At 60.3% G+C, this 22737-nt stretch carries 18 protein-coding genes; 10 read left to right on the top strand and 8 right to left on the bottom strand.

What is annotated here, in order from left to right; translation table 11 throughout:
- Positions 1-46 precede the first annotated feature (46 nt).
- Positions 47-2056, top strand: a complete 2010-nt coding sequence (gene tkt / locus ACYQ11_RS10125) for a transketolase (RefSeq protein WP_459923655.1) — start codon at positions 47-49, stop codon at positions 2054-2056.
- A gap of 96 nt (positions 2057-2152) precedes the next feature.
- On the opposite strand, the gene ahcY is transcribed toward tkt, so the two are convergent.
- Both ahcY and ACYQ11_RS10135 read right to left on the bottom strand, forming a co-directional pair.
- Positions 2153-3577, bottom strand: a complete 1425-nt coding sequence (gene ahcY, locus ACYQ11_RS10130) for an adenosylhomocysteinase (protein ID WP_459923656.1) — start codon at positions 3575-3577, stop codon at positions 2153-2155.
- Between the two features lie 19 nt (positions 3578-3596).
- A complete protein-coding gene (locus tag ACYQ11_RS10135; RefSeq protein WP_459923657.1) occupies positions 3597-4511 on the bottom strand; it encodes an ArsR/SmtB family transcription factor in 915 nt (304 codons plus the stop codon).
- A 293-nt stretch (positions 4512-4804) separates the two neighbouring features.
- Between ACYQ11_RS10135 and ACYQ11_RS10140 the strand changes: the two genes are divergently transcribed.
- The 6 genes from ACYQ11_RS10140 (at position 4805) to ACYQ11_RS10165 (ending at position 9106) form a co-directional block, all read left to right on the top strand.
- The gene (locus ACYQ11_RS10140; RefSeq protein ID WP_459923658.1) at positions 4805-5116 is read left to right on the top strand and encodes an Hpt domain-containing protein; all 312 of its coding nucleotides are present in this window, start codon (positions 4805-4807) and stop codon (positions 5114-5116) included.
- 80 nt (positions 5117-5196) lie between these two features.
- On the top strand, positions 5197-6318 hold the full coding sequence (locus ACYQ11_RS10145; protein ID WP_459923659.1) for a PP2C family protein-serine/threonine phosphatase: 1122 nt from the start codon (positions 5197-5199) through the stop codon (positions 6316-6318).
- A 19-nt stretch (positions 6319-6337) separates the two neighbouring features.
- A complete protein-coding gene (locus tag ACYQ11_RS10150; protein ID WP_459923660.1) occupies positions 6338-6784 on the top strand; it encodes an ATP-binding protein in 447 nt (148 codons plus the stop codon).
- Between the two features lie 31 nt (positions 6785-6815).
- Positions 6816-7616 (top strand): class I SAM-dependent methyltransferase, encoded by an 801-nt coding sequence (locus ACYQ11_RS10155; protein WP_459923661.1) that lies wholly within the window; start codon positions 6816-6818, stop codon positions 7614-7616.
- Positions 7617-7620: 4 nt separating this feature from the next.
- Entirely contained in the window at positions 7621-8505 is an 885-nt protein-coding gene (locus ACYQ11_RS10160; RefSeq protein WP_459923662.1) for a UbiA-like polyprenyltransferase, read from the top strand.
- Complete coding sequence (locus ACYQ11_RS10165; RefSeq protein ID WP_459923663.1) at positions 8486-9106, top strand: UbiX family flavin prenyltransferase; 621 nt, start codon at positions 8486-8488, stop codon at positions 9104-9106. The genes ACYQ11_RS10160 and ACYQ11_RS10165 overlap by 20 nt, the downstream gene beginning before the upstream one ends.
- 34 nt (positions 9107-9140) lie before the next feature.
- On the opposite strand, the gene ACYQ11_RS10170 is transcribed toward ACYQ11_RS10165, so the two are convergent.
- Together ACYQ11_RS10170 and ACYQ11_RS10175 are read right to left on the bottom strand one after the other, a co-directional pair.
- Positions 9141-10460 carry a sensor histidine kinase gene (locus ACYQ11_RS10170; protein ID WP_459923664.1) on the bottom strand — a complete coding sequence of 440 codons (1320 nt, stop codon included), beginning with the start codon at positions 10458-10460 and terminating at the stop codon, positions 9141-9143.
- Positions 10457-12349 carry a CHASE4 domain-containing protein gene (locus ACYQ11_RS10175; protein WP_459923665.1) on the bottom strand — a complete coding sequence of 631 codons (1893 nt, stop codon included), beginning with the start codon at positions 12347-12349 and terminating at the stop codon, positions 10457-10459. The genes ACYQ11_RS10170 and ACYQ11_RS10175 overlap by 4 nt, the downstream gene beginning before the upstream one ends.
- Positions 12350-12521: 172 nt before the next feature.
- On the opposite strand from ACYQ11_RS10175, the gene ACYQ11_RS10180 reads away from it, so the two are divergent.
- The 3 genes from ACYQ11_RS10180 to ACYQ11_RS10190 all read left to right on the top strand — a co-directional run bounded on the left by ACYQ11_RS10180 (position 12522) and on the right by ACYQ11_RS10190 (position 16204).
- Positions 12522-13250: a metallophosphoesterase family protein gene (locus tag ACYQ11_RS10180; protein ID WP_459923666.1), complete on the top strand. Its 729-nt coding sequence runs from the start codon at positions 12522-12524 to the stop codon at positions 13248-13250.
- Positions 13251-13260: 10 nt separating this feature from the next.
- Entirely contained in the window at positions 13261-14625 is a 1365-nt protein-coding gene (locus ACYQ11_RS10185) for a serine/threonine protein kinase (protein ID WP_459923667.1), read from the top strand.
- 133 nt (positions 14626-14758) lie between these two features.
- On the top strand, positions 14759-16204 hold the full coding sequence (locus ACYQ11_RS10190) for a PP2C family protein-serine/threonine phosphatase (RefSeq protein WP_459923668.1): 1446 nt from the start codon (positions 14759-14761) through the stop codon (positions 16202-16204).
- On the opposite strand, the gene ACYQ11_RS10195 is transcribed toward ACYQ11_RS10190, so the two are convergent.
- The 4 genes from ACYQ11_RS10195 to ACYQ11_RS10210 form a co-directional block, all read right to left on the bottom strand.
- A complete protein-coding gene (locus ACYQ11_RS10195) occupies positions 16189-17058 on the bottom strand; it encodes a diguanylate cyclase (RefSeq protein WP_459923669.1) in 870 nt (289 codons plus the stop codon). The genes ACYQ11_RS10190 and ACYQ11_RS10195 overlap by 16 nt on opposite strands.
- 14 nt (positions 17059-17072) lie before the next feature.
- Entirely contained in the window at positions 17073-19754 is a 2682-nt protein-coding gene (locus tag ACYQ11_RS10200) for a bifunctional acetate--CoA ligase family protein/GNAT family N-acetyltransferase (protein WP_459923670.1), read from the bottom strand.
- A gap of 124 nt (positions 19755-19878) precedes the next feature.
- A complete protein-coding gene (locus ACYQ11_RS10205) occupies positions 19879-20835 on the bottom strand; it encodes a universal stress protein (RefSeq protein ID WP_459923671.1) in 957 nt (318 codons plus the stop codon).
- A gap of 198 nt (positions 20836-21033) precedes the next feature.
- Entirely contained in the window at positions 21034-22731 is a 1698-nt protein-coding gene (locus ACYQ11_RS10210; protein WP_459923672.1) for a PHA/PHB synthase family protein, read from the bottom strand.
- Between the last annotated feature and the right edge of the window lie 6 nt (positions 22732-22737).

The raw sequence follows: 22737 nt of genomic DNA on the forward strand, positions 1-22737 counted from the left end.
GAGCATGAATCCAATACGACCTAAATCTATAAGGAGAAACACCACCATGACTGACACCCGGAACACGCTGGACGACCTGTGCATCAATACCCTTCGAACCCTGTCCATGGATGCGGTCCAGAAAGCGAACTCGGGTCATCCCGGTGCGCCCATGGGCCTTGCGCCGGCCGCATACGTGCTGTGGACACGGCACCTGAAACACAACCCCAAAAATTCCGCCTGGCCGGACCGGGACCGGTTCGTGCTTTCCGGCGGCCATGCGTCCATGCTGCTCTACAGCCTGCTTCACCTGACCGGCTACGGACTGTCCCTCGATGACCTGAAAAATTTCCGGCAGTGGGGCAGCAAAACCCCGGGGCACCCCGAATACAAGCACACCAACGGTGTGGAAGTGACCACCGGTCCCCTGGGGCAGGGCATCGCCAACGCCGTGGGCATGGCCATGGCCGAACGCCACCTGGCCGCCGTATACAACAAGCCCGGTCACACCATTGTCGATCATTACACTTACGTGATGTGCGGTGACGGCGACATGATGGAAGGCGTGGCCTCCGAAGCGGCGTCCCTGGCCGGCCACCTGGGCCTGTCCCGGCTGATCTGCCTCTACGACGACAACAAGATTTCCATCGAAGGATCCACGGACATCGCCTTTACCGAAAATGTGGAAGCCCGGTTTGCGGCCTACGGCTGGAACACCATCCGGGTCGACAACGGGAATGATCCCGACCGGATCGACGCGGCCCTTTCCGCCGCCAAAGGTCAATCCGACAAACCCACCCTGATCCTGATGCGCACAGACATCGCCTTCGGCAGCCCCAACAAACAGGGCAGCGCCAGTGCCCACGGCGAGCCTCTGGGCGAAGAGGAAATCCGTCTGACCAAGAAAAACCTGGGCTGGCCCGAGGATGCGTCGTTTCTTGTGCCTGACGACGCCGCTGCCGTGTTCCGGGGCTGCATCGACCGGGGAGAGGAACAGGAAAACCTTTGGCAGCAGGCCTTCAACGCTTACGCCAAAGCCTACCCCGAGCTGTGCAACCAGTGGGTTGACGGGATCAGCGGATTTTTGACCTTCGGCTGGGATTCGGCCCTTCCCGTGTTCAAACCCGACGACAAACCCATGGCCACCCGGGCGGCTTCGGGCAAGGTCCTCAACGCCATCGCCGAAAAACTTCCCGCCCTGATCGGCGGTTCGGCGGATCTGGCCCCCTCGAACAAGACCTATCTGTCCTGTTCCCATGAGTTCCAGAAAGACCGCTACGACGGGCGCAACATCCGTTTCGGCGTCCGCGAACACGCCATGGGGGCCGTCATGGCCGGCATGTTCGTCCACGGCGGCGTCCGGCCTTACGGCGGGACCTTCCTGGTCTTCGCCGATTACATGCGCCCCGCCATCCGGGTCGCCAGTCTGATGGGTCTGCCGCTGATTTATGTGTTCACCCATGACAGCGTGGCGGTGGGTGAAGACGGCCCCACCCATCAGCCCATCGAACACCTGGCGTCCCTTAGGACCATTCCGGGCCTCACCGTGATCCGTCCGGCCGACGCCACCGAAACCCGGGATGCCTGGACCGTGGCTCTGCGCCTGACGGACGGCCCCAGCGCCCTGCTTTTCAGCCGCCAGAACCTGCCCATTCTCGACCGCAGCGAGGCCGAAGGCTCGGTCCGCAGCGGTGCCTACATCCTGAAATACGCCCAGGGCACCCCGGATATCATTCTCATCGCCTCGGGGTCGGAGGTCCACCTGATCTGCGAGGCAGCGGACATTCTGGCCGGAAAAGGGATCAAGGCCCGGGTGGTCAGCATGCCCAGCTGGGAACTGTTTGAAACGAACCAGAACAACTACAAGGAATGGATCCTGCCGCCCCATGTCAAAAAGCGACTGGCCGTCGAAGCGGGCATCGCCATGGGATGGGAAAAATACGTGGGGGATGAGGGACGGGTGATCAGCATCGAGGGATACGGCAGCTCCGCTCCGGGCAGCCGTGTTCTGAGCGAATACGGCTACACCGTGGACAACGTCGTCGCCGGCGCCCTGTCGCTTCTGGGAAAAGAATAAGCATCACCCCCCTGAAACGCAAAAAGGCAGACCCCTCCTCATCAGGGGTCTGCCTTTTTTTATCCAACCCACTCCAGGGGCCGTCTTAAACAATCACTAATAGCGGTAGTGTTCCGGTTTGTAGGGACCCTCCACCGATACGCCCAGGTATTTGGCCTGCTGATCGGTCAGTCGGGTCAGCTTGACACCCAGGCGGCCCAGGTGCAGGCGTGCCACCTCCTCATCCAGTTTCTTGGACAGGGTGTAGACCTTGTTTTCGTGCTTTTCCGTGGCCAGACGGATCTGGGCCAGGGTCTGGTTGGTGAAACTGTTGCTCATCACGAAGCTGGGATGTCCGGTGGCGCAGCCCAGATTGACCAGTCGTCCCTCGGCCAGAACCACGATGGCCCGACCGGATTTCAGCGTCCATTTATCCACCTGGGGCTTGATGTTGAGTTTTTTGCATTCCGGGGTCTTTTCCAGGTAGCTCATGTCGATCTCATTGTCGAAATGACCGATGTTGCAGATGATGGCCTCGTTTTTCATCTGTTCCATGTGGGCCCCGGTGATCACGTGATAATTCCCGGTGGCGGTCACGAAAATGTCCCCCTTTGCGGCGGCCTCGTCCATGGTCACCACCTCGAACCCCTGCATGGAGGCCTGGAGGGCGCAGATGGGATCGATTTCCGTGATCAGCACCCGGGCGCCGAATCCCCGCATCGAACTTGCGCAGCCCTTGCCCACGTCGCCGTAGCCGCAGATGACCACGATTTTTCCGGCGATCATCACATCGGTGGCCCGCTTGATCCCGTCGGCCAGAGATTCCTGACAGCCGTAGAGGTTGTCGAACTTGGATTTGGTTACGCTGTCGTTGACGTTAATGGCGGGGAACAAAAGCTCACCGCTCTTCTGAAGCTGGTACAGACGGTTCACGCCGGTGGTGGTTTCTTCGGAAACGCCGCGGATCTTCGCCGCCATGGTCGTCCATTTTTTGGGATCGGCCTTGTAGGTCGCTTTCAGGCGTTCAAGAAAGCATCGTTCCTCCTCATTGCCCGGTGTGCGGTCCAGGTAGGAAGGATCTTTTTCCGCCTTGACCCCCTCATGGACCAGAAGGGTGGCGTCGCCCCCGTCGTCCACGATCAGGTCCGGACCGCTGCCGTCGGGCCAGGTGAGGGCCATTTCCGTACACCACCAGTATTCTTCGAGCGTTTCGCCCTTCCAGGCGAAAACCGCCGCGGTCCCGTTGGCCGCGATGGCTGCCGCCGCATGGTCCTGAGTGGAAAAAATGTTGCAGGAGGCCCAGCGGATGTCGGCGCCCAGTTCATAAAGGGTCTCGATCAGCATGGCCGTCTGGATGGTCATGTGAAGACTGCCGGTAACCCTGAGGCCCTTGAGCGGTTTGTCCGCGCCGTATTTTTTCCGGGACGCCATCAGACCGGGCATTTCATTTTCCGAAAGCTGCATGTCCTTGTTGCCGAAATCGGCCAGCGACATGTCGGCGACCTTGTATTTCAATGAAAGATCCAATTCCTGAAAAGCCATGTTTTTTTCTCCTTGCTGTTTATGATGTGGTGCATGTGAATATGTTGATGACAAGGGACCGGCCAAGGGCATGGGACGCCAGATGGACCATGGTGAATCCGGCTTCCCTGATCCAGCGGTCCATGTCTTCCCGAGGAAATCCCAGCCAGCGGTCCCCATAGGTGTGCCGCAGCATTTCATTGTCGTGACGGTCGAACTCGGCCACGATCAGACGCCCCCCGTCGCGCAGGATCCGCCGGGCTTCGCACAGAGCCAGAACGGGCTCGGACAGATGGTGCAGGGCCAGGGAAATCACGGCCAGATCCACTTCGTCATCCTTGAGGGGCAAATGTTCCAGTTCGCCCAGCCGCAGGTCCGCCGCAATCCCCTGGCCTGAAAACCGTTTGCGGGCCTCTTCGAGCATCATCGGGGAACTGTCCACCCCGATCACCCGGCGGGCCCGGCCGGCCAGGGACACCAGCAGCTCACCGGTGCCGCAACCCAGATCGGCGGCTTTGTCCACGTCCTCGCCCTGTTCCAGAATGGCGGCGTTGATATCGAAGGCACCCATGATATCACTTTTAAGGACGTCCCATCGGGGGGCGATGGCGTTAAAAAACTGGCGGGTCCGGGCGCTCCGCTCGTCCACCGTCAGGGCCGCCCGTCTCAGATCGTCCTGCAGCAGGGCGTCGTCCCTGAACAGCGACGAGACAGCCTCGGAAAAACTTGTGGCCCATCCTTCCCGGACCGCCGAATAAAAGGCCCAGACCCCGTTCCGGCGGCAGGTCAGAAGCCCCGCGTCGGTCAGGATTTTCAGATGCCGTGAAATCCTCGACTGGCCCATGTCCATCAGTCCGACCAATTCATTGACACTCAGTTCCCACCGGAGAAGGACATTGTAAATCCGGATCCGGGTGCTGTCCGACAGGGCTTTGAAACACATCAGGGCATTCATGTATATCCATATATTTAAATATCAAGATTTTCGAATATATTAACCCCGGCGTGGCGGCCTGTCAAGAAAAACATTGAAAGGGGTTGCCAAACAACGGGACCTTGACGTATAATGGCCCATATTTTCAATGTATCCCGTCCACACAGCCCGGTTGACCGGCCATGGTGAATCTCTTGCACAACCTCGTCCCACACCGATACAGGGATGGATTGAACCCGGTTTCTGTTCCGAAAAAATGATCATCCGGCCTGGGGAACAGCCGGGACCGCTCCGGATCAGCGAAGGAGGAAGACATGAATCTGAAGGCACTGGGTGAATCGCTCGGCCTTGACGAAGACGAATTCATCGAAATCGTCGAACTGTTTCTTGAAACGGCGGAAGAAGACGTCCACAAGCTTGAGGGCGCCCTGGCCTCCGGGAATTGCGAGGCGGCCGCCGATGCCGCCCACTCCTTGAAAGGGGCGGCCGGGAATCTGGGTTTCATGGAGATTTCAACCCTTTCGGCCGGCCTCGAAAACCAGGCCCGGAACCATCACATGGACGACCTTCCGTCCGCGATCCCGACCCTCGGCGCCTTGCTCGCCGATATCCGGTCCCTCCTCTGACGGACGTCATGGACGCAGCCCGGCTCGATCAGCCGACCTGAGCCGGGAGACCGACGACATTATCGAATGACAGGAGCCCCATGAATCGTGATTCGACGCTTTCCATTCTGGTTGTGGACGATAACCCCCTGAACGTTCGTCTGCTTGAAACCACTCTGGTCAAGGAAGGGTACACCATATTCAAGGCCTACAACGGCCCCGACGCCCGGCAGGCGGCGGCCCTTCACGTTCCCGACCTGATCCTTCTCGACATTCAGATGCCCGGCGAAGACGGATTCGACGTGATCCGGCAATTGAAAGGCAACGGACAAACCGCCTCGATCCCCGTGATCTTCCTGACAGGCGTCAGCGAAATCGATGCCAAGCTGGAGGGGTTCGACCTGGGAGCCGTCGACTACATCACCAAACCCTTTCACCCGCTCGAGGTCTCGGCCCGGGTGGGCCTCCATCTCAAGCTGTCCATCGCCACCAACTCCCTGATCCGGAGCCAGGCCGAAAAGCTCAAACAGATCTCAGACGCCCAGAGCGCCATGCTGACCACCCCGGACAAGTTCCCCGACGCCCGGTTCGGCGTGCATTACCTGTCCCTGCACGAGGCCGGCGGCGATTTTTACGAGGTGCTCCCCATCTCCGAGGATATCTACGGCTATTTCGTGGCCGATTTTTCCGGGCACGACCTGAGCACCAGCTACCTGACCTCATCGGTCAAGGGGCTCCTCAAACAAAACTGCTCACCCATTTACCAACCCCTTGAAAGCATCAAGATGATCAACGACGTTCTGGTGGAGATTCTGCCCGACGGCAAATACCTGACCGCCTGCTACGGCCGCCTGAACAGGAAGACCCGGCAGATGCGCGTGGTCTGCGCCGGGCATCCCCCGGTCTGCTATGTGCCGGCGGACGGCCCCCCCCGTATCCTGGAAATGGACGGGGACGTGATCGGAATTTTCAAGAACGTTCTGTTCGGGCAGGAAAACCTGGTGGTCAGCCCCGGTGACCGGTTCTACATGTACACCGACGGACTGATCGAATCCACCGACAAGAAAATCGTCTGGTCCGAAGGGGCCGACCGCATGATGGCCGCCTGCCTTGACGTAAGGGATGTTCCCGTGGACAAGGCGCCGGATCACATTGCCCGGGCTCTTTGCCCGGACCGTTCACGGCTGGAAGACGATATCGTCGTTCTGGCCATTGAAGTCTGACCTTAGGGGACGACCCGTTATGGCCCAAACCCAGACATTCGATGTGTTCACCGGCCCCGACAGCCTGACCATCGAACTCAACTCCACCATGGAAAACATCGACCGGGTCGATGCTCTGGTCAAAACCTTTCTGGCCGACCGGGGCCTTGCACGGCACGCCTTCGCCGTCCGGGTGGTGATGCGTGAGGGGCTGACCAATTCGGTGCGCCACGGCCACAAACACCGGCCGGACAAACTGATCCGGTTCGAACTGTCGCTGTCGCCCGAGCGCCTGATTATGGTCATCGAAGATCAGGGCGAAGGGTTTGACTGGCGGACCGTCAGGCGGGACAACCTGAGGAAGAACGACGACGACGCACTGACGGACCACGGCCGGGGATTTCTGATCATGGATGATTACTTCGACGTCTGCGCTTACAATGAAAAGGGAAACCGCCTGATTCTCGAAAAAAACATTTCATCTTGATCATAGTCCGGAAATCCTTTACATAGCTGCCATGGGACACTCCTTTGACTACATAGAGGCGGTGGCGTGCGAAGCTTGGCACAACAGCCGTCAGAATCATCTGGTCAAACGCCGTCAGGGGCTTTTGCTGTATGATCTTCTCGATCCCCTGCCCGGCGACGCGATTGTGGATATCGGCTGCGGCACCGGGGAAATTCTCTCCTTTCTGGCGGGGCGGAGCAGCCACCCCCTCACCGGCATCGATTCCTCGCCCTACATGCTCGATTTCGCCCGGCAGAAACTCGGCCACCGCGTGGATCTCCACCGCGGTTTCGCCGAAGATCTGCCCTTTGAGGACAACACCTTTGACCACGCCCTCCTGATCAACGCCCTGGAATTTGTCGATGATCCGAACAAGGCCGTCGCGGAGGCGGCCCGGGTGGCCAAGGACCGTCTGTTTATCGGTGCGCTCAACCGCTACACGGTCCAGGGAAAAATCAAGGGAGCCTCGGCGGTCCTTGAAAAATCCCTCTGGGACAAAGCCCATTTTTTCAGCGTCTGGGAATTGAAGGGCATCGTCCACCGGGCCCTGGGCGACGTGCCTCTCTCCTGGCGGGCCGTAAATCTCTCGGCTCCGGCGGGCGAGGGCCTGCTGCACCGGATCGAGCAGAACACCCTGATCCGGAAAATACCCTTCGGATCATACATCGGCATGGTGGTCAGCCTGGTCCCCACCTACCGGGTGAGACCCCTTCCCCTTGCCGTCCCGAAAAAAAACAAAACCGGCCTGGCCGGCAGCCCCTGCGCGTCTGCCGAAAAAAAACGCATCGCCAATCACACGAGGTCGACCTGAACCCATGAAGTCACATTCCGCCACGGGCCTGTTGTCGGCCGTCACAACCTACGGGCGCATGATCAAATTCAGCCACACGATTTTCGCCCTGCCCTTCGCCCTCGTCGCCGTGATCCTGGCCGGACGGGACCGGGATATTCATTTCCCGTCCCTCATCTGGATTCTCCTCGCCATGGTGGGGGCGCGCTCGGCGGCCATGGGATTCAACCGCCTGGTCGATGCCGCCATCGATGGTCAAAACCCCCGGACCCGAATGCGTGAAATCCCCGCCGGTGTTCTTTCAAGGACCTCGGCCCTGGTGTTCATCGTGCTGTCCTCGGCCCTGTTCATCCTTTCGGCCGCCATGCTGGGCGATCTGTGTTTTTACCTGTCCTTGCCCGTTCTGGCGCTTTTGTTCGGTTATTCCTACACCAAACGGTTCACCGCACTCTGCCATCTTTACCTGGGATGTGTGATCGCCCTGTCGCCCATGGGAGCCTATATCGCCCTGACCAACACCATGCACTGGGGCATCGTGTTCCTGTCTTTGGCCCTTCTGACCAACATCGCCGGATTCGACATCCTTTACGCCTGCCAGGACACGGACTTCGACAAGGAAAAGGGCCTGTACTCCATTCCGGCGGTGTTCGGCGTAAGGCGGGCGCTGGCCCTGTCCACACTGCTGCACGTACTGACCTTCGTTTTTTTTCTGCTGGTGCACACGGCCGTTGACATGGGTCCGATTTATCTGATCACCACGGCAATTATCGGCGTCCTTCTGATCATCGAGCACCGCCTGGTCAAGCCCGACGATCTGCGCCGCGTACCCATCGCCTTTTTTCACATCAACAGCATCCTGTCCGTGGTGCTGATTACGGGGGTTGCCCTCAATGAATGGCTCCGGCTCTAAAACCATCGTCACCGCCATCTGCGGCGCCTCGGGGGCGATCTACGGCCTTAGCCTGCTCCGGGCTCTGCTCGCCCTGGACACCCGCGTTTTCCTGATCGTGTCTTCGGCAGGGGCCGCCGTCCTCAAACACGAATGCGGCATCGACGTCGACCGAATCGACGCGGCCCTCCGCCTGCAGGGCTTCGAGCGGCATGAACGGGCCAGCCTGTCCGTTCTCGACGAAAACGATTTCTTCACGCCGCCTGCCAGCGGATCGTTCCGCCATGACGGCATGGTCATCGCCCCCTGCACCATGGGCACCCTGGGAGCGCTCGCCGCAGGCCTTTCCGGCAATCTGATCCAACGGGCGGCCGATGTCTGCCTCAAGGAAAAACGTCCGCTGATTCTTCTGCCCCGGGAAACCCCGCTGAGCGTCATCCATCTGGACAACATGCTGACCCTGTCCCGGGCCGGCGCCGTGATTCTGCCGCCCTGCCCCTCGTTCTACACGGCCCCCCAAACCATCGACGAGCTGGTCGACACGGTGACGGCCCGCATCCTCGACCATCTGGGCCTGCCCCAGGCCCTGGTCACCCCCTGGATGTCCGAAGGCCCTGCCTGAAAACAGAGTGATTCTTTTACGTTAAGGGCATGCCTCAGACGGTTGGATTGACGTAAAGAAGCCTTAAAAACACGTAGAACCGGGTGCCTTTGCCGGGCTCGCTGGTCACATGGACAAAGCCGCCCTGCCTCTCGACCATGCTGCGGACCACCGAAAGCCCCAGACCGGTCCCCTGATCTTTTCCTTTGGTGGTGAAATAGGGGTCGAAGATGTGCTTGAGGGTGTCCGGAGTCATGCCGCAGCCGGTGTCGAACACCCCAAGCACGGCATAGTTTTTTGCATCGTTCCGGTTTTCGAAAACACGGTCCGACACGTCCGGAAAGTCGGCGGGAGAACCCAGCCGGATCGACAGAACGCCGCCGTTGCGTTTCATGGCGTGGACCGCGTTGGTGTAAAGATTCATCACCACCTGGTGAATCTGGACGGCATCGGCGCGAATCATGCCCGGAGCACCGGAAAGGTCGATATCCAGCCGGATACCTTCAGGTGTGACGTCCTGAATCAGAGCCAGAACATCGCCGACGGTCTTTCCCGGATCGAGCGCCTCAAACTCGGGGTCGCGCTGATGGATGAAGGCCAGGATCCGGTTGACCAGGTCCTTGGCCCGATCGCAGCCCGAATGGATCTTCATCATGCGTGCGTTCAGGGTCGGCATATGCGCCGTGTCGAGCAGGGCCAGATCGGTGTGACCCAGGATGGCCGTCATGATGTTGTTGAAATCATGGGCCACGGTTCCGGCAATCATCCCTAAAGCATCGAGTTTCTGCATCTTTTCCAGGGATTTTCTTGCATCGTCCAGTGCGGTCTTCTGACTCTGGATATACCGACGCTGCTGGGACCTTATCTGCCTGAGTTTTCGTTCCATGGCCCATTTGGCGGAAAGGGACGCCGCCATGTGGCGGATCTCCATCACATAACAGGGTTTTTGGAGGTAAAGCAGCTTATGGGCCGGGGGAACCCGTTTGACGATCTCCGACGGTTTGATATCTGAAAAGGCCGTGACCACCACGATTTCCACATCCCGGTCCAGGCGGCGTATCTGTTCGGCGGCCCAGATGCCGTCCGGCCCCGGAGGCATGCGCACATCGAGAAAAATCACGGCAAAGGGATCCTGTTCCTCCAGCGAACGGATCACCCGGTCCACGGCATCGGTCGCGCCCGTGCACAGACTGAGCTCGTAAACCGGCTCCGGGTCCTCGACAGGCGTCCTGCCGGAACCGAACAGCCGGGACTCCATCGCCCTGAATTCAGAAGACGGGGGCATCGACTCATCGGACCCCATGGCCTCGGTGAAAAAGTCATGGATCCGGGTCTCGTCGTCGGCCGCGAGAATGCGATACCGCTGCGGCGTCATGCCTCACCTCCCCCGGGCAGCAGCAGATGGAAGGCGATGCCCAGGCCCCCTCCGGTCAGAACCAGGGTGCCGTTCATGGCCGCAACCACGTTGCAGCACCAGTGAAGATTCGAACAAAATGACCCCCTCTCGCCGGCATGGTACTCCCTGGCAAACAGTTTTTTCCGCCGGTCCTCATCCGGCGCCCGGCCCGGCGCCGAGATCACAAATCGAAGCATCGGCGGGCCGGAATCCCGATCGATCCGGGCGTCGACGGTCAGTGTCCGCCCCGTCTCCGGTTCCGCATCGGCCAGGGCGGCCGCATGGGAAAGCACCGAGGCGAACACCTGGGTCAACACCAGCTGCTCGCCGTGGAACCGGCCCAGACTCTCGAGCCCGGGTCCCATAACGACATCCCAGTGTTTTTTCAAAGATTCGGGAAGATGGGACAGGGCCTGGCGAACCAGCACCGCAGGCTCCACCTCCGAAGCCGGGGAACCGATCCGGCTGTACGGCTCCAGATCCCGAAACAGACGTTCCATGCTGTGGTTCTGGGCCGACGCCTTGTCCAGCAGTTGTTCGGCCGCGGCGATGAACGCCGGCAGCTCACCCGCCGAGAGGCAAAGAAAACGATGAAGGTCTGCCCTTCGAGCCGGGTCGCAGGCCCCCTTTTCCAGCTCGGAAAGGGCCTGGGAAATCCTGTCCCCGGGCAGGGCGGCACAAAGGGTCCTGATCCGATCCAGGCTCTGGGACAGGGGCATCAGAATATTCCGTCCCTGGTGAAGCACATCGGATGTCATCCCGGCCAACCCCGAATGGTAAGACCTCTCCAGCAGTTCCAGCCGTATGTCAGCCAGTTTTTCAAGCATGGCATCGAACTGCCGGGCCAGGGCCCCGATTTCATCGGTTCGATCAAGGGCCATCCGATGGCCCAGATCCCCGCTTTCCTCGACGGCCCGGACGTGACGGGCCAGTGTGGCCAGCGGTCCCAGCACGGACCCGTGCAGCGCGGCCAAACTCAGAAGAATCAGAAGGACCCCGACGGCCAGGATGGACATCATGCTGAATCGAAGGGTTTCAAGCCCCTCCCTGAGGATGGTTCGGGTCATGATGGTTTTGATGACATAGGCCGGACGATCGTTGATGTCCGGAAGAACGGTATAGGCCTGAAGGACCCGGCGGTCGGAGCGGTCGACCGCCATCCGGGTCCGGCCCTCGATAAGCATCCGGCCGTCGGGCGGGCTCAGCTCTCCCATGGCCTCATCCAGGGAGATGACTCTGAAATGAACCTCGGTCTGCCGGATCATGGTCAGAACCTCGGTGGGCGTGAGGAACCGGCCCATGATCAGGGTTCCCCGGGAAGGCCCGTCGTTGGTGGAGGTGAGCACCGGCCGGATCGAAACCATCAGGGGCCCCCGCGGCGTTCGGACCACGCCGGTCCGCTCCAGGCCGTCCAGGGGCACGCCGGTGTCCATCGGATCGAAAACGCCCAACGAGGTCGGGAACTCCGGCCCGAGAACCTCAACCCGGTCCAGGGGCGTCCGGCTGTCGGGATCGATCAGCTTCGACCAGACGACCCCGCCCCTTGGGTCGACAAGCATCAGCAGCTGAAGGTGGTTTACCGTAAAGGTGTCATCGGGAAGAAGGTTGATCCGGGCGAAGGTGTCCGAGCGGGTTTCCATGAAATCGTAGGTGTCGTCCCAGGCGGCCCAGTCGTGGGTGAGCGACGACAGATGGAACAGTTCGCGGCGGATGATCTGATCGGCACGATGGACGTTCTTGTCCGTCTGGATCGCCTCCAGTTCAAGAAATCCGGGAAGAATGACCAAACGGTGAATCAGGCCCTGGGCCGCGACAAACAGCACCATGATGGCCAGAAACATGACCAGTGTTTTTGTTTTCAGTGACATCGCGATAACATGAGTGACCGTACATGAACGGCATCGTCAAGGACGCCGCGCAACCATAAGCAGAGACACTATACCCCTATTCCGCGACGAATGCCCGGAAAAACTGGTTCTTCCTGAAAAAATATGCTAAATCACAGATCATATCATCGACTGACATCCATCAGGACTCCCCATGAAGATTGCTGTTTTTGCCGACATCCACGGAAATCTCGAAGCGTTCACCGCCGTTCTGGCCCATATCCGCCGCCATCACGTCGATGCCCTGATCTCACTGGGAGACAATGTGGGCTACGGAGCCGACCCGGAGGCGGTGATGGACCTGATTCGCGAAAACGACGTCCTTTGCGTACTGGGAAACCATGAAAAAGCCATGAACGAAGACGCCTTTATCAACTGGTTCAATCCTCTGGCCCAGATGGCGGTCCGTTACACGAAATCCAGGCTATCGCCCCGGTCGCTGGCCGACATCAGGGACTATCCGACCAGCCTTGTTTTCGAATCCCTGCGCTTTGTCCACGGCACGCCGCCCGATTCGCCGGTGCTCTACCTGTTTCAGTTGAGTGACGCCGCCCTGATCCGGAAAATGCGCGATATGAGCGAAACCCTGTGTTTTGTCGGCCACACCCACCAGCTCGGCCTGATCCGGGCGGCCGGCGACACCCTTGTCCGGGAATCCTTGCCCCTCGGCGACATTCGCCTGGACCCGGCCCGGCCCACAATCGTCAACGCGGGCAGCGTGGGGCAGCCCCGGGACGAGGACAAACGGGCCAAGTACCTGCGGTTTGATACCGACACCCGCATCCTGACCGTCGAGGCGGTGGCCTACGACAACGCCGCCGCCGCCGATAAAATACTCAAGGCGGGCATCCCGGCGGACTTCGCCCGCAAACTCCTACCATGACGAGGCGGCCATGAAGACCATCGGCAAATTCATCATCCGGGGCCTGCTTGGCCAGGGCGGCATGGGCCGGGTCTACAAGGTCTCCCACCCAGTCACGGGAAAGATCTGCGCTCTCAAGCTTCTGCGGCCCAATCCCTTTCTGGTCACCCTCCTGGGGCAAACCGCCGTTCGGGACATGTTCATCCGCGAGGCGGTGACCATGGCGGGCATCCGCCATCCCCACGTGGCCGGAATCCTGGATTACGACGAGGACCGGGGCCGGCCTTACTACACCATGGAGTATTACGGCAACAATCTGGGAACCCTGATCGGAGAATCCTTCGAAACCGAGACGCCCTCACGGATCATTCCCCTGGACAAGGCCCTCGATTACACGCGCCAGGTGCTTTCGGGCCTGTCCTGCCTGCACTTTCACGGCATCATCCACCGGGATATCAAACCCTTCAACATTCTGGTCACCGACGAGGACCGGGTCAAGATCTGCGATTTCGGCCTGTCCAAGCTCCACAACGAATCGATTCGCGCCCATGGGGGACTCAAGGTCGGATCGCCGTTTTACGCCCCGCCCGAGCAGGAAGACTCGCCCGACGACGTGGACGCTTCGGCGGATCTTTTCGCCGCGGGCGTGATGCTCTATCGCATGGCCACGGGACGTCTGCCCCGCCGGCCCGATCTTTTGCCCAGCCGGTTCAACCGCGATCTTTCGCCCTACTGGGACAAATTCATCCTGAAGGCCTGCGACCCCAATCGTCGTCACCGCTATCCGGACGCCGGGGCCATGATGGAGGATCTCGACGATCTCAAAAGGCGATGGGATCGTCAGAAAGAGGTCTTCTGCGTAACGCCCGACGGCCCCGGGACGACGGACGACGGCCTTTCCGGCCCCCGGACGCTCCGATCGTCCGCCCTAAAGGTCTCCCGGCGGGAGGCACCGGACGTGTTCGGCACCGACGCGCTGATGCGTCCCCGACGTTATATTCAAAACCTGTTTGAACCCCGAAACGGGCACAGCCTCATCGATCGGGCCACCGGCCTTGTCTGGCAGCACGGCGGCACGCCCTTTCCGGTCACCCTGGCCCAGGCCCGTCATATCATAGACGGCCTGAACCGGGACCGTCACGGAGGCATCGACACCTGGCGCCTGCCCACCGCCTGCGAGCTGCTGTCTCTGGTAAACCCGCCCCCCATGGCCCGGGATCACTGCCGGCCGGCCGTGTTCGATCCCGTCCAGACATCTCTGTGGAGTGCGGATTCGGCAACCTTCATCTCGGCATGGACCGTCAATCTCGTCTTCGGATTCGCCGGCGTCAGCGATAAAACCGATGTCTGTTATCTCCGGGCCGTTTCCGATTCGGAAACCCGGTGCGCCCCGTAAAACCTGTTGCCATTCGACCCGGGGCGGGCTATAGTTCAAGCATCTTAATCGCACGGCCAAAAAAACCAGCCGGAGGGGCGCACGGGGCGCGTTTCACGGTCAAGGCCGCATGATCGCAAACCCAGACGCCGTTATGAATTTCAAGACAACCGAGTCAACCCTGCCCGAGGCGGTCAACGCCCGTCGGCGCAGCAACCTGACCCGTTACACGTTCCTGGCGATCCTGTCCTACCAGCTTCCGGTGGGGGTGGCCGTCATGGCCAAGGTATTCGGCATCGCCGATTACACCTACGGCTCTGTTTTCATAGGATACGGGGCCTATCTCGCCTCCAGCCTGACCGCCCTTGTCATGACCCGCACCCGGCGGACCGTCACCCGCGGCTTCATCACCTTCGTCCTTTATTTCCAGGCCCTTCTCGCCCTGATCATTTCGGGCTACCTGGTCTATGCCATGAGCAACCAGCGGCACCTGGTCCCCATCGGCTGCCTGCTGATCCTGGTGTTCATCTTCATCCAGTCCCGGCTGCTCGCGTCCATGATCGCCATCGCCTTCACCGTGCTTATGTATCTGCTCGCGGCTTATCTGGGAATGGTCCTTGGCGGCCAGCCGGGGTCCCTGACCGGTGAGATCCTCTATATGCTGATCTTTATCCCCGTCTGCATGTTCATCGCCTACATGGCCGGCATCATGCAGGACCAGCAGCGTAAAATCAAAAAAGCCAACGCCACGCTCACGGCCACCCATGCCGAACTCGAAACCACCCACGCGGAACTCGGAGCCATCCATGCCGAACTGGCGGACCACAACGAACGGACTATGGACAGCATCCGCTACGCCGAAATGATTCAGCGTTCCCTGCTTCCGGGCATTGACCGGATCAAGGCCATCAGCCCGGACAGCATGTTTGTCTGGATGCCCAAGGACATCGTGGGCGGCGACATCTTCTACACCTACGCCTCACCGGAATCCAGCCTCATCGTGTTGATGGACTGCACCGGCCACGGCGTTCCCGGTGCTTTTCTGACCATCATTGTCTACACGGAAGTCCGGAAAATCATCATGGACGAGGGCTGTCGGATCCCCTCGGAAATTCTGGCCCGCCTCAACCGGTCCGTCAAGGCCGTGCTTCATCGGAGCGACCGGGGCGACGGCGGGGACGACGGCCTCGACGCGGCGGTGGTCAGCATCGATCACGCCCGGCATCGGGTCCGGTTCGCCGGGGCCCGCATGCCCCTGTTTTATGTGAAGGACCACCGGATCATACGAACGGACGGCGATCGGCACAGCATCGGCTACAGGGATTCCGACGACCAATTCACCTTCACGGATCACTCCATCGACGATGTCCCGGGGTGTCCCTTCTATCTGAAATCCGACGGGTTCACCGATCAGCTGGGCGGGCCCCGGGGCCTGCGTCTCGGAACCCGGGGGTTCACCGACCTCGTTCTGGCCCATCACGACAAACCCTTCGCCGAGCAGCGCCATCTTTTTATCCAGACTCTCTGCGACCACCGGGGCGATCAGGAACAGAAAGACGACATCACCCTGATCGGATTTCGTCTTCAGGCGCAGGACTGAACCCGCCCGGCGGCCTCGATGGTGCCCGCCACCAGGGTGTCCTTGCCCTGACGCTTGGCCAGATACATCAACCGGTCCGCTTCGGCCACCACCTCATGCACGCTTGACGGTGTCGCTTCGCAGGTGACCAGGCCCAGGCTGAAGGTCACGGGCCAGGCCTTGCGTTCAGCCAGTTCAAGGAGATTCTTCCTAATTTTGCGCGCGACCTGAATGGAATCCTCGGGGCCGGAGCGCCAGAGCAGAACGGCGAATTCATCGCCTCCCAGACGGGCCGCGAAATCGGTGGTCCGGATCGACCGGACCAGGGTGGTCGCCACCCCGACCAGAAGGAGATCGCCTTCGTGATGGCCCCAGGTGTCATTGACGGCCTTGAAATTATCCACATCGAGAAAAATCAGGGAGATGGGCCGGTTGTCCCGCCTGGCCTTGCTCACTTCAATATCCGCGTATTCCATAAAAGACAGGCGGTTGGGAATGCCGGTCAGCGCATCGGTGCGGGCGGTTTTCCGGTGGGCCTCCATCATCTGTTTCATGGCGTCCATCAAAACGGCCGCAAACAGAAACACCATAAGCCGCATGATTTCATTGATCAGGGGAATCAAAGGGTCTGAAAAGCGCTCGACCATCGACAAATCCGCCGCCAGCCAGGTCAGGGCGCACAGACAGGCGACGGCAATGCCCGCCCGCCGTCCGGCCGCCCAGGCCGAAACACTCACCGGAAACAGATAAAACAGGGACAGGGCCAGCTCGGGGCCGGTCGCAAACCGCACCAGACCGATGAGGACCGCCGCAGCCAGGCACAGCCCCACCACCAGATACCGATGCAGCCGTCCCATCGCGGTAAACAGCGCCATGTTCGCCCCCGCCCCTAAATGTTCAGATTTTTGACGTCGATGCTCAGTTCGTAGCATCCCCCGTCGGGAGCCGTGCGGATCTCAAACCCCAGCTTTCGGCCCAGCGCCAGCATCTGGGTGTTTTCGGCCAGGACCGTACCTTTGATCTTCTCCACATTCCGGGTGCGTGCAATGGTCAGCAGACGGGACATCAATTCGGCCCCGACGCCCTTGCCCTGCCATTCATCGGCCGTCATGACGGCAAACTCCACCGTTCGGGGATCGATATCCCCCACGATCCGTGCCACCCCGACCATCCGATCGCCGCCGTTTTCATCGAGAAAGGCCGTCAGGGCCATGCTGCGATCGTAATCGATCTGGGTGAACCGGGCCAGCATGGCCGGAGGCAGATGTTTGAGGGGACTGAAGAACCGCATGTAAATGGTCCGGGGCGACAGCCTGCTGAAGAAGGCTTCCATCAGGGAGGCGTCCTCGGGCCGGATGGGCCGGATAAAGACGGATTCCCCGGTTTTCAGCCGGGCCCTGCCCTCGTACTGGTTGGGATAGGGGCTGATCACCAGATGCAGGGGGGCCTTGACGGCCTGGGATTTCAGAAGGATCCGGGCGTCGACCGCCAGGGCCCGCCGATCGTCGACGATCAGGGGGTTGATGTCCAGTTCCTCGATCTCGGAAAAGTCGCTCACCAGCTGGGACAAACGAATCAGGATCTCTTCGAGAATCTTGATGTTGACCGGCTTTTGTCCGCGGTAGCCCCGGAGGACCCGACAGATCTTTGTTTCCTCGATCATCCGCCTGGCCAAAAGGCGGTTCAGGGGCGGCAGGGCCAGGGCCCGGTCCTGCATGATTTCGGTCATCACCCCGCCCAGGCCGAACAGAATCACCGGCCCGAAATCCTTGTCCTTTTTTGCGCCGACCACCAGTTCGCAGGTCCCCCCCGAGATCATGGGCTGAAGGGTCACCCCGTCGATATGGGCCTCGGGCCGCTCGGCGATCACCCGCTCCATCATCTGTGCGTAGGCCTGCTCCAGGCCGTCCCGGTCCGCGATGTTCAGCACCACCCCGCCCACATCGGATTTGTGGCTGATATCCCGGGAATTGATCTTCATCACCAGGGGGTAGCCCACCTTGTCCGCCGCGGCCAGAACCCCGGCGAGGTCGGCCGCCGGCTCCACCGGATTGACGGGAATGCCGTACAGGGAAATCAGGGCCTTGGACTCGCCTTCGGTGAGCACGCAGGGATCACGCACCAGCCCGTTCCGGATCAGGGTCTCTGCCTCGGCCTTGCGATCGCTCAGGGTCAGGTCCAAGGCCGGAGGGATTTCCTGGAGAAGCTCAAGATTGCGCGAATAGCGGTTCAGATCCATGTAGGCCCGCACGGCCCGCTCGGCACTGTCAAACGTGGGAATCCCGGCCCGGTTGAACAAATCCCGGGCGATCTCCACATCCAGTCCCCCGATGAAGGCCGTAAACACGGGAAAGGTCTTTCCGTGGAGCAGGGCGATCAGCGCCTCGGCGATTTCCGACGGACGGATCATGGCCACCGGCGACAGCAGCACCAGAACCCCTTTGACCTCAGGGGCTTTCATGCAGATTTCCAAGGCGCTTTTATAACGGTGCGGGGTGGCGTCGCCCAGAATGTCCACGGGGTTCCCGTGACTCCAGTGGGCCGGCAGAACCCGGTTCAGTTCGGAAAGGGTCTCGGGGGACAACTCGACCGGCTCCATGCCGTAATCGGACAGAGCGTCGGCGGCCATGACGCCGGGGCCTCCGGCGTTGGTGATGACGGCCAGCCCCTGGCCGGCAATTTTGGGTTTTCGGGACAACAGTTCCGCACAGTCGAACAGCTCGTCGAAGGTGCCCACCCGGATCACCCCGGCCCGTTTGAAGGCCGCATCGTAGACCGCATCGGAGCCGGTCATGGCCCCGGTATGGGAAAAGGCCGCCCGGGCCCCGGCCCGGGTGCGTCCGGCCTTGAACACGATGATGGGCTTGACCCGGGCCACGGCCCGTGCGGCACTCATGAAGTTCCTGAAACGGTTTAAGTTTTCGATGTACATGACGATGCTCGACACCTCGGGATCGGCTCCCACATAGTCGATCATGTCGCCGAATTCCACATCGAGCATGGAGCCCAGGCTGACAAAATACCGGAATCCCATGTGCTCTTTAGCCCCCAGATCCAGGACCGAGGTGCAGATGGCCCCGCTCTGGGAAATGAAGGCCATTTTCCCGGCGATGGGGTTGTGGCCGGCAAAGTTGGCGTTCAGATGATGTTCGGCGGCATAGATGCCCAGACAGTTGGGCCCGATAACCCGTATGTTCCGGTTTTTCGCTTCACGCCGGATCTGGGCTTCGATCTGAAGACCGGACTCACCGGTTTCCTTGCCCCCGGCGGAAATGATCACCGCACCGCCCACACCGGCCTCGCCGCACTCCCTGATAATCTGGGGTACTGTGGCGATGGGCGTGACAATGACCGCAAGATCCACGGGCCGGCCGATGTCGGACACCGATTCGAAGGCGGTTTCATTCCAGACGCTGCGGTGCCGGGCGTTGACCGGATAGATCGGTCCCTCGTACCCCCCCTGGATCAGGTTCCGGTAAATGGCGTAGCCTACCGAGCCCTCACGGTTGCTGGCACCAACAACGGCCACAGACCGGGGTTTGAAGATTTTGTCCATGTATTCGATGCCCATAACTCCTCCTTGTCTGAACGGCCTTCGGCCCCGGAACCCCGGGAGTCGGGCGTTCGCTTCACTGAGACGGCGGGACGGATCAAATAATGACGGCTTCGTCATGTGATGACGTTATGCGAGTTCATCAAATAATCCAGACGGCGATGGATTCGGCGACCTGGACCACTTTTTTGCCCACCCGTCCCATGAAAAATTCCTCCACAGCCGAATTTCCCCGCCGGCCCAGAACCAGCGTGCCGCAGTCCTGGGCCGCGGCCATGTCGAGGAGGGCCCGTGATCGGCTGGCGCTGCGGTTGATCATCGACCAGCGAACCTTCGAGGGCTGAAAACCCTTCGAAACGAAGACCCCGCAGGCTTTGTTGAGCAGGGGTTCCATCTTTTCCCGCCGTATCTTGATCAGGGCTTCCTCCAGTTCGGGCAGATAACTGTTGTAAAAGGACGTATAAGCCTGGGAATTCTGGGCCAGGGCCAGGTTGAACGAACGGATCACGTGACAGACCTGCACTTCGGCGAGGGTTTTCCGCAACAGCTCCGCCGCCGCGTCCACGGCCTTGTCCGCTCCGGCGGACCCGTCGTACCCGACCATGACCTTCAGCCATTCGGGTTTGCCCGCCACCATGACCAGGGGAATGTGAAAGGTGCGGGTCAGGAGCTTGCTGGTCACGGTACCTGTGAGGCTGTCGGACAGGCGGTTGGATCCGGATTTTCCCGTGACCAGAAGATCGTAGCCCTTGTGGGATTCCGCCAGGATATCCCGGGTGATGCCCTTCTCCAGGGGCTGTTTGACGATCCGCACCCGGGTTTCGGGAAAATCCCGGTTCAGAAACAGCTGCCGGGCGGCGTCGAGATTGTCGTCGATGCTGCGCTTCTGGACATGCATCCAGTCGGAAAAATGGGAGGTGCCGGAAAGATCCGGTATCTCACCGTCGTCGAAAAAGATATCCAGCATATCGCTCTCCACATGAAAGAGCGTCACATCGCTTTCCAGGGGATGAATCATGGCGCTGATGTAATCCGCCGCATCGACGGACTGCCGGGAATGATCCACGGTGACCAGAATATTTTTTCGTTTGGGTTTCATGGCGACCTCCTTGTGAAACGGTCTGTCGGTTTACATGTGAATCAGGATTGATGAACTCATAAAAAGTCATCACATGACGGCAAAGAAAAAAGTTCGAGCTTGCGGCGTCGCGAATCCCGAGGAATGAGGCGTACTGAGGGTACGCCGCAGTAACGAGGGATGAAGCGCAACGCAGAAATCGGACGTTTTTCGAAGCCGTCAGGATTCTCTGACATAGTCCCCCGGCGCGTCGGCTAGACCGGCCGGAAGCAAAGGGGGAGCCGCTTGCCCGCCCGAGTGCGCGGCCAGAAAGTCCTGAAAGGGCAGCCACCAGGAGCCCTCGATTACCTTCGCGGTTTCCAAAAAGGTCAGGGGATCCAGATAGGTTTCCCCTTCCCTCCGGGTGGTCATCTGATAGCGGCGGTTCCGATGCCCCGGTTCACTGATGATGCCCGCGTTGTGCCCCCCGTTTGTCAGCACGAAGGTCACGCTTTCCGCGTCGGAGGGCAGCAGGAATTTGTAGACGGACATCCAGGGCGCCACATGATCTTTTTTTGTTGCCACCAGAAACACGGGGGCGTGGATGTTGCTCAGGGCGACGGGGACCCCGGCCACCCGATAGCGGCCCTCGAACAGATCGTTCTTGAGGAAAAGCGACCTTAAATACTCACTGTGCATGGCATAGGGCATCCGCGTTGCGTCGGCGTTCCAGGCCATCAGATCGGTGACGGGGGTCCGCTCGCCCTTCAGATAATTGGTGATGATGTCGGACCAGATCAGCTCGTTGGCCCGGAGCATCCGAAAGGCTCCGGCCATCTGATCGGTCTTCAGATAATCCTGGCTGTTCATCAGGTCGTCCAGCCAGGCGACCTGGCTGTCGTCGATGAACAGGGTCAGCTCGCCGGCATCCGTGAAATCGGTCTGGGCCGCCAGGAGGGTGACGGTCTGCATCACCTCTTTCCCCTGCCCCGCCAGCCAGGCCACGGCGATGGCCAGCAGGGTCCCGCCCAGGCAATAGCCCACGCTGTGGATCTTCCGCCCCGGAACCAGGGTCGAGATCACGTCAAGGGCCGCAACGATTCCCAGGTTCAGGTAATCGGCCATCCCCAAGTCCCGCTCGTCCACCCCAGGATTTTTCCAGGAGATCATGAACACCGTGTGCCCGTTCTCGACCAGAAAGCGAACCAGTGAATTTTCCTTTGATAAATCAAGAATATAATACTTCATAATCCAGGCAGGCACAATCAAAACGGGCTCGGCGTGGACCGTTTTTGTCGTCGGCGTATAACAGATCAGTTCGATCAGACGGTTTTTGAACACCACCTTGCCCGGGGTGGCGGCCACGTTGACTCCGGGCCGGTATGCCTCGGCCCCCGCCCTTTTTTCCTTCCGAAGCCTGCGGGTCATATCCTCCAGGGCATTCATGGACCCGCGAATCAGGTTTTCTCCCCGCCGTTCTACCGTCAGGGCGAGGATTTCGGGGTTGGTCAACAAAAAATTCGACGGGGCCAGGGCCTGGACCACCTGACTGACGATGAACGACACCAGCTGCTCGTGATGATGATTCACCCCGCTAACATCGGTCGTCATCCGGTTGAAGAGGCGCTCGGAGGCCAGATACCCCTTGTGCATCAGGGAGAAGGGGAAAACCTGCCACCCTTCGTCCGAAAACCGGGGATCGGGCGGACAGGGCTCTGCGTCGGCACCCATGGGCCAGAGATCCCCCGTCAGCTTGACCGTCTCACTGATCCACGCACGCAGGGTGTCGACCTGCTTTTCCGGCGAATTCAGATAATGGCAGCCCCAGTCCGCAAAGGCCAGAAACAGGGCCGTGGGAGAGAGATTCATGAAAAAACGGCCCTGCCAGGCATGAAGAATGCTGTCAAGTCCCTTGTCTTTTCCGTTGTCTGAAGGCATGATCCG

Source organism: Desulfatiferula olefinivorans (assembly GCF_054657895.1).